At 44.3% G+C, this 7,003-nt stretch carries 8 protein-coding genes; 3 read left to right on the forward strand and 5 right to left on the reverse strand.

Features of this window, described 5'->3' with window-relative positions; all coding sequences use genetic code 11:
- Positions 1–233: 233 nt before the first annotated feature.
- Genes Q0314_RS10615 through Q0314_RS10635 form a run of 5 tightly spaced genes read right to left on the reverse strand, consistent with a single transcriptional unit; the run spans position 234 to position 4,859 of the window.
- Complete coding sequence (locus tag Q0314_RS10615) at positions 234–1,547, reverse strand: DUF945 family protein (protein ID WP_298058845.1); 1,314 nt, start codon at positions 1,545–1,547, stop codon at positions 234–236.
- Positions 1,544–2,116, reverse strand: a complete 573-nt coding sequence (locus tag Q0314_RS10620; protein WP_298058847.1) for a DedA family protein — start codon at positions 2,114–2,116, stop codon at positions 1,544–1,546. The genes Q0314_RS10615 and Q0314_RS10620 overlap by 4 nt, the downstream gene beginning before the upstream one ends.
- Before the next feature lie 9 nt (positions 2,117–2,125).
- Entirely contained in the window at positions 2,126–2,716 is a 591-nt protein-coding gene (locus tag Q0314_RS10625) for a lipid-binding SYLF domain-containing protein (protein ID WP_298058849.1), read from the reverse strand.
- A gap of 18 nt (positions 2,717–2,734) precedes the next feature.
- Positions 2,735–4,288, reverse strand: a complete 1,554-nt coding sequence (gene rny, locus Q0314_RS10630) for a ribonuclease Y (protein WP_298058851.1) — start codon at positions 4,286–4,288, stop codon at positions 2,735–2,737.
- Positions 4,221–4,859: a 5-formyltetrahydrofolate cyclo-ligase gene (locus tag Q0314_RS10635; protein WP_298058854.1), complete on the reverse strand. Its 639-nt coding sequence runs from the start codon at positions 4,857–4,859 to the stop codon at positions 4,221–4,223. The genes rny and Q0314_RS10635 overlap by 68 nt, the downstream gene beginning before the upstream one ends.
- 52 nt (positions 4,860–4,911) lie before the next feature.
- On the opposite strand from Q0314_RS10635, the gene Q0314_RS10640 reads away from it, so the two are divergent.
- The 3 genes from Q0314_RS10640 to Q0314_RS10650 all read left to right on the forward strand — a co-directional run.
- The gene (locus tag Q0314_RS10640) at positions 4,912–5,484 is read left to right on the forward strand and encodes a TlpA disulfide reductase family protein (protein WP_298058855.1); all 573 of its coding nucleotides are present in this window, start codon (positions 4,912–4,914) and stop codon (positions 5,482–5,484) included.
- Complete coding sequence (gene ftsY, locus Q0314_RS10645) at positions 5,484–6,353, forward strand: signal recognition particle-docking protein FtsY (RefSeq protein WP_298058857.1); 870 nt, start codon at positions 5,484–5,486, stop codon at positions 6,351–6,353. The genes Q0314_RS10640 and ftsY overlap by 1 nt, the downstream gene beginning before the upstream one ends.
- A gap of 139 nt (positions 6,354–6,492) precedes the next feature.
- The coding region (locus Q0314_RS10650; RefSeq protein ID WP_298058859.1) for a suppressor of fused domain protein at positions 6,493–7,003 on the forward strand (511 nt) is incomplete at its 3' end.

The following is a 7,003-nucleotide window of genomic DNA, read 5'->3' on the forward strand; positions in this document are numbered from 1 at the left end:
TATGAAGTTTTAATCAAAAAACTTTAATTTTATTAATTAGTTTTATCTCTTATCTACTTTCCAGAGAAAGCCTGATAAAAGATTGGCTCAATCGATCACTTGTTTAGATTTCAAAGATTGACTAATTAGTTTAACAGTGTTAAATTAAAAAACTCACTTTCTGTGAAGCGGAAAGTGAAGTATATAGAAAACATGCTTAAACAAACATAAAATTTGTCTAAGCATGCTAAATTTTATTGAAAAAGAGATTTTAGAGATAAATTTTCGTTAAAGATCAAATCCTGCGTTCTTTTATTATACTTAAAGATAGTTACGTATTTGCCGCCGTTCTCTTTAAATAGTCCGCCATTTACGAGCATAGCATCTATCCCCTCTTTTTCCTCACCACTACCAAATACAAACCCACCAGGCGTCGTATCAAGCTCGATTTTACCGCTAAAATTTATAGCAGTCGGGATATTTTCGAGCAGATTTTGAGTATCTATGCCGTCCGGATCGATAGAAATCTCAAAATTTGAGACATAACTCTTACCTGCCGCATTTTTAAAATTTAAATTGTCAAATGTAAGTTTCGGCGCTCTTTTTATAAATTTATCAAGCGCTTGCATTATCGCCGCAAGCTGAGCTTCAGGCTCTCCCTTTGCATTAATAATATCCTCAAACGCACCTTTATCTAAATTTGCAAATTTCGTTTTGATCAAAAAGTCTTTAAATTCATATTTTCCATATTTTATCTTCTCTATCGTGCTCGTATCATCCTGCGTTAGAGTATCGCTTAGCACGGTTAGCTTGGAGTTGCTCGTTATCTTTCCGATTTGCAGAGCCTCGGCACCCGAAATCACGTCTATGCCACCAAGCTCAAATTTATAGGTGCTATTTACGAGCGCTTTAGAGATCATTTTTGGCTCGATCGGAGTTTCGTACTTCACGTCATAGTCGATATTTTTTATCTTTATAGCGACGCCTTGTTTGCTAGCAAAATCGATAAAGTCGTTTACAAAAGTGGCTCCGGTTATTTTCTTTTCGCCGTTTAAATCAAAATTTAAAAACGATTTAGCGAGATTTAGCTTATTGCCATCTTGTTCTTTTTGCACTCCGACTAGTTCAAAGACAAATTTTTTATCTCCGCCCGAAGCGCCGTCGGCGTGAAATTTGATAGGTCTTGTCGTATCAAATATCTCTTTGATGAAATTTTTATACGGATCGTTTAAAAACTCGGCATCGCCCGCCACCTCAAATTTACCTAGCAAACTGTCAAAGCCGTGCGATATATTCATGTCGATTTTTATCGCCAGATCCTCGGGCGCGCCGTACTCTTCGCCAAGAGAAATGATCTCGTTTATGTAACCTTTAGACAAAACTACGTCATAGTTTGCGTGCGACTTTAGCAGACCGCCCTCAAATACGCTGTTTTTGACCTCCATACCGTTTGCTTTGATTAGATTCAAAGCCTCGTTATATTTTTCCTCCACCTTGTTTGCGTTAAATTTTAGCCCGCCAAAAACCACGCCGGCTATAATCACCAATACAATGAGTAACTTTTTCATTCCGACCTTCCTTTCTTTTTTGTTGCTTGTTGTAGATATACCCAGATGAGAGTCAGTAGCGAAAGCATCGCAACCGGCATCAGCCAGCCGTTTTCGCCCATAAAATCCCACGCTCGCTCAAACGCCTCGCCCGCCCAAAAGCTGCCTAGCCCGAGCAAAACTGCCCAAGCTACCGCGCTAACAACGTTTATGACGCTAAATTTAGCAAACGAATACTTCGTAAGCCCGATAGCAAGCGGGATAAGAGTCTTTAGTCCGTAGATAAATTTTTTGAAAAATATTATTTTATTTCCGTGCTGCTTGAATAAAATTTGAGAGAAGGCAAGTTTGCGTTTGTGTTTAGCAAGATACGGCATCACGGCAGCGCGGTTATATCTACTGACGTAAAAAAGCAAAGTATCACCGATAGCATTGGCGGCAGCCGCCAGCACGATACTCACGGTTATGTCCATCTTGCCTAGATGAGCTAGCACGCCGGCTGCGATGATAGCAACCATGCCTCCTCCAAGCGAATATAAAAACACTATCACGTACCCGTAGGTTGATAGCGAGGTTAGCATCTCTTGCAAATTCGGCCTTTAGTATTTTGAGATAGCGCTCATTAGCGCGTTATATCCATAGCTATCCATCCTTAAAGGCGCGTCATTAGTTTTAGCTAGCACCGCTCCGCCAAAGCTCGCCCCCGCAAAAAACCCGTCGTTGTCCGTATATGCGTAGATATCGCTCGTAAAGCTAAAATCGCTCACTTTTCCGTAAAATTTACCCGTATCGGCAAATGCAAACGATGCGTCGGCGTTTATCGTGATTTTAGCGTCTTTTATATCGGCTACGAGGCTATCTTTTAGGATAAATAACACAAGCGAGCTATTTTCGTAGCCTACTTGCAACCCGATACTGCCGCCGCTAATGTCTACGACCATCATTTCGCTGGGTGCATACGGGTTTCCAACAAGCATCACGCCCTTGCCATGCATACCGCCCAGCACGAAGCCGACTTTAGTAATGCTCGGAAAAACGACGACCGCTTTTGCGTTTTGAAGCAAAGCCTTAACCGGCGCGTCTGCGTTTTTACGCATTGTCGTCGTAAAAGAATTTGAAGCGTTTAGCACGAGCTCATCGTTTGCCACTAGAGCCAAAACGCAAAAAATCGCTAGTAAAATTTTTCTCATTTTCTACCTAAATTTGACCTATTTCGCCATTTCTATAGCTCTAGTTTCGCGAATCACGTTTACTTTGATCTCGCCCGGATACTGCACCTTACTCTCGATCTCTGCGGCGATTTCTTTAGCTACGAGCACCGCTTCGTCGTCGTTGATGAGCTTGGCGTTTGCGATGACGCGGATCTCGCGGCCCGCGTTTATCGCATAGGCTTGCTTGATGCCTTCTTTACTTTTTGCGATGTTTTCTATTTCTTCGACGCGTTTTAGGAAGCTCTCTAACACCTCTCTGCGCGCTCCGGGGCGAGCCGCGCTCAGAGCGTCCGCAGCGCAAACGGCGGCGCTTTCTACGCTTGTAGCCTCCTCGTGTCCGTGATGGGCGTAGATGGCGTTTATGACGACCGGATGCTCTTTATAGCGTTTGCATATTTCAGCGCCCAGATCGACATGGCTACCCTCAAATTCATGTGTCAAAGCCTTGCCGATATCGTGCAGCAAGCCCGCTCTTTTGGCTAGCTTTTCGTCTCCGCCCGTTTCAGCGGCGATGATGCCGGCTAGATGGGCCACCTCAAGGCTGTGCGCGAGAGCGTTTTGTCCGTAGCTGGCTCTAAATTTTAGCTTACCGATTAGTTTCATTATCTCCGGATGGATTTTGCTAAGACCTAGGTCGATGACGATATTTTCACCTTCTTCCAGGATCGAGGCTTCAAATTCTTCACACACTTTTTTATGTAGATCCTCTATCCTCGCCGGCTGTATGCGGCCGTCTTGCACCAAAAGCTCTATCACGCGCGTCGCGATCGCCCTTCGGTAGAGGTTAAAGCTGCTTAGCGTGATAGCGTGCGGCATATCGTCGATGATGATATCTACGCCAAGAACCATTTCTAGGGTCTTGATGTTGCGCCCTTCTTTGCCGATTATGCGGCCTTTTAGCTCGTCGTTTTTGATATCTACGACGTTTATCAGACGTTCGGCGGCAAATTCTCCCGCAAACCTCGACGTAGCCTGCGCCAAAATATAATTCACGCGTTTTTTAGCCTCGCGTTTAGCCTCTTCTTCGTGTTTTCGTACGATGTGAGCGATCTCGGCGCGGCTTTTTTCCTCTACTTTTTTTAGCACCTCTTCGCGCGCCTCTTCTTGCGTTAGGCCAGCGGCGTGCTCAAGCACCTTTAGCGCCTCTTGCAGTTTGGCTTGATAGCTTGCCTTTAGTCCAATTCCTTCCTCGTAGACGCTTTTTGCTTCATTTCGGGATTTTTCTAGCTCCGCCTTGCTTTCGTTTAAAATTTCTTGCTCGTTTAGCAGAGTTTGCTCTTTTCTGCCGATCTCTTCAAATTTTTGAGTGTATTCTTTTTGGAGTTTTACGGTTTTGTCGTCGTATTTTTTCTTGGCTTCAAATTCAGCCTCTTGGACTTGGATTTTAGCGTCTTTTAGCGTGCGCTCGGCCTCAAATTCTATCGCTTTAGCCTTTGCTTTAGCCTGCTCTAAAAATATATTGTAGTTAGCGTCGTTAATTTTTTTAGCGATGAGATAGCCTGCGCCAACGCCCGCCGCACCTGCTCCTAAGCCGATTAAAATATCTATCATAGATTCCTCTTTTTACGTAAATTTTGCTCGGGGTCAGGTAAAAATCACAAGTAACGTCGTGATCTTCGGATATGATTTCATTTGTAAAATTGTCTAAAATTTCAACGAATATCAAGGTAGGTCGGTAAGGCAAATTTGCAAAAAATCTATCGTAAAAACCTTTTCCGTGCCCTATTCGCGCCATATTTCCGTCCACCCCGAGAGTCGGAACTATAGCTACGTCTATACGCTTTTTAAATATCTTGGTACTTAGTGGCTCTTTTACGCCAAATTTCGTCCGAGATACAAGCGGTAGTCTGGATTTTACCATTTCTAAACTAATACCAAGCATAAACGGAACGAAAATTTCATAATTTTTGGCTAGCTCGCGTTTCAAAATATAAAAATTTGGCTCATAAGAAAGGGGATTAAATATCAAAATCCGTTTCGCTTTAAGCTCGGTTAGCAAATTTAAAAGCGGCTTAAACATCTTATAGTGTTTCGCTCGCGCCGAAATTTGAACCTCTTTTTTCAAAACCCGTTTCGCGTCGCGCCTAAACTCTTCTTTTATCAAATTTAACGCTCGTTTCATAAATTTTATGTATAATTCAAGCCTAAAATCAATCTTAGACAGGAATTATTAAATGAAAATAAATCTTTTGATTATACCATTTTTGGCGCTATTTTTAAGCGGTTGCGACAATGAAAATAAAAGCGACGCAAACAAAACTAGCGACGCGACTCCAACAACAACTACGTCTGCTCCTAGCCAAAGCACAAGCATAGAGGCCCCTTTTGAGCTAACCCTTATGGACGAGAGCAAGATGACGCTGCAAAAATTTGACAAAGGCTTTAAAGTCGAGGGCAACGACGAGGCGATTTTGTTTAACTTTTTCGCCACTTGGTGTCCGCCGTGCAAGGCAGAAATCCCGCATCTAAACAACCTAAGCGATAAATTTAAAGGCAAGCTAAAAATCGTAAGCGTACTTATGGAAGATAAATCAAAAGACGAAATAGACGCATTTATGAAGAAATTTAAAATAAATTTCGGCATTAGCTACGGCGAAAACAACTTCCTCTTCGCAAAGGCTCTAGGCGGAGTCGTGGGCATCCCATACATGGTGCTTTATAAACCAAACGGTGAATACGCCACGCACTACGTCGGACTCGTGCCAGAAGAGATGCTGGAAAGCGATATAAATAAGGTAATAAACTGATGTTTGGTTTTTTAAAAAATGGGCTTGATAAGACGCTCGCCGCGATCCGCTCGTCAAAACCGGCCGACAAAAAAATCTCAAAGGAAATTTTAGAAGAGATCCTGCTCGAAGCCGACATCGCCTACGAGATCGTCGAAGAAGTCCTCTACTACCTGCCGCCGCAAAACGAGGTCAAAAAAGACGACCTAAAGCGACTCTTAAATACCTACTTCATATACGAAAACGAGCGCGAAGTAAAAAGCGCAAAGCCTTTCGTGGAACTCATCTTGGGCGTAAACGGTGCAGGCAAGACGACCACGATCGCAAAGCTTGCGAATTTATATAAAAACGAAGGCAAAAGCGTTATTTTAGGCGCTTGCGATACGTTTAGAGCAGGCGCCATCGAGCAGCTACGTCAGTGGGCGCAGAGAACTGGCGTGCCTATCGTCGCTACGCAACAAGGTCACGACCCGTCCGCGGTCGCCTTTGACGCGATAAGCTCGGCCGTGGCTAAAAACCTAGACAACGTCATCCTAGATACCGCAGGTCGCCTGCAAAATCAAACAAATTTAGCCAATGAGTTAAGCAAGATCGTCCGCATCGCAGATAGAGCCTACGCAGGCGCGCCGCACCGCAAGATCCTAATCCTCGACGGCACGCAGGGCAACGCAGGCCTCGCTCAAGCAAAGGCCTTTAACGACATCGTGAGCCTTGACGGCGTCATCATCACCAAGCTTGACGGCACCCCAAAAGGCGGAGCGCTTTTTGGCGTCGCGCGCGAGCTGGAGCTGCCGATACTCTACATCGGCACCGGCGAGACGATGAACGATCTAGTCAAATTTGACCCGCATGATTTCGTAGATACTATCGTAGATGAAATTTATGCCTAAATTTCGGGCGTAAATTTCATATTTTGTTTGCTTACATTTGTAGCCTGTTTATTTTGCATTTATTTACCTCCCCCCCCCCGAATTTACGAAATTTATATAATGTCCGCGCTCAACGCAATTTACTAAAAAGAAAATAAAAATGACGACGCAAGAGTATGAGGCAATGTTTGAAGAGGACGACGCGCCGGGCTGGGACGCGATAGCAAGCGCACTAGGAAAAATCTACGATCCCGCAAACGAGCGTCACTATGCATCTCGGCTGCATGCGAGTCTGGGCGGCGAGGATTACTTAGACGGCGTTAGTATATTTGACTCCATCAAGGGTGTGCCGCACCGCCACCTCGTGAGCTTTGGCATGAGCGAGCTTTACTACGATCCACAAAGCTCTCAGAATAAATTTAGCGGCTGGGGATTTGAGTTTAGTATGCGCGTCGCTCCGTTTGCGGACGATCCAGACTCAAAGTCCGGTGATGATACAGTAGTCCCGCATGAGCCTTTTTGGGCGATATCTCTTATGCAAAATCTCGCCAAATACGTCTACAACAGCAAAAAATGGTTCAAGGCTTATCATTTTATACCGACCAATTCGCCTCTGCGCCTTAATACCGATACTAAACTAGTAGGCGTCGCCTTCGCGCCAGATCCAGTAC

The organism is uncultured Campylobacter sp. (assembly GCF_938040115.1).
Lineage (GTDB): Bacteria > Campylobacterota > Campylobacteria > Campylobacterales > Campylobacteraceae > Campylobacter_A.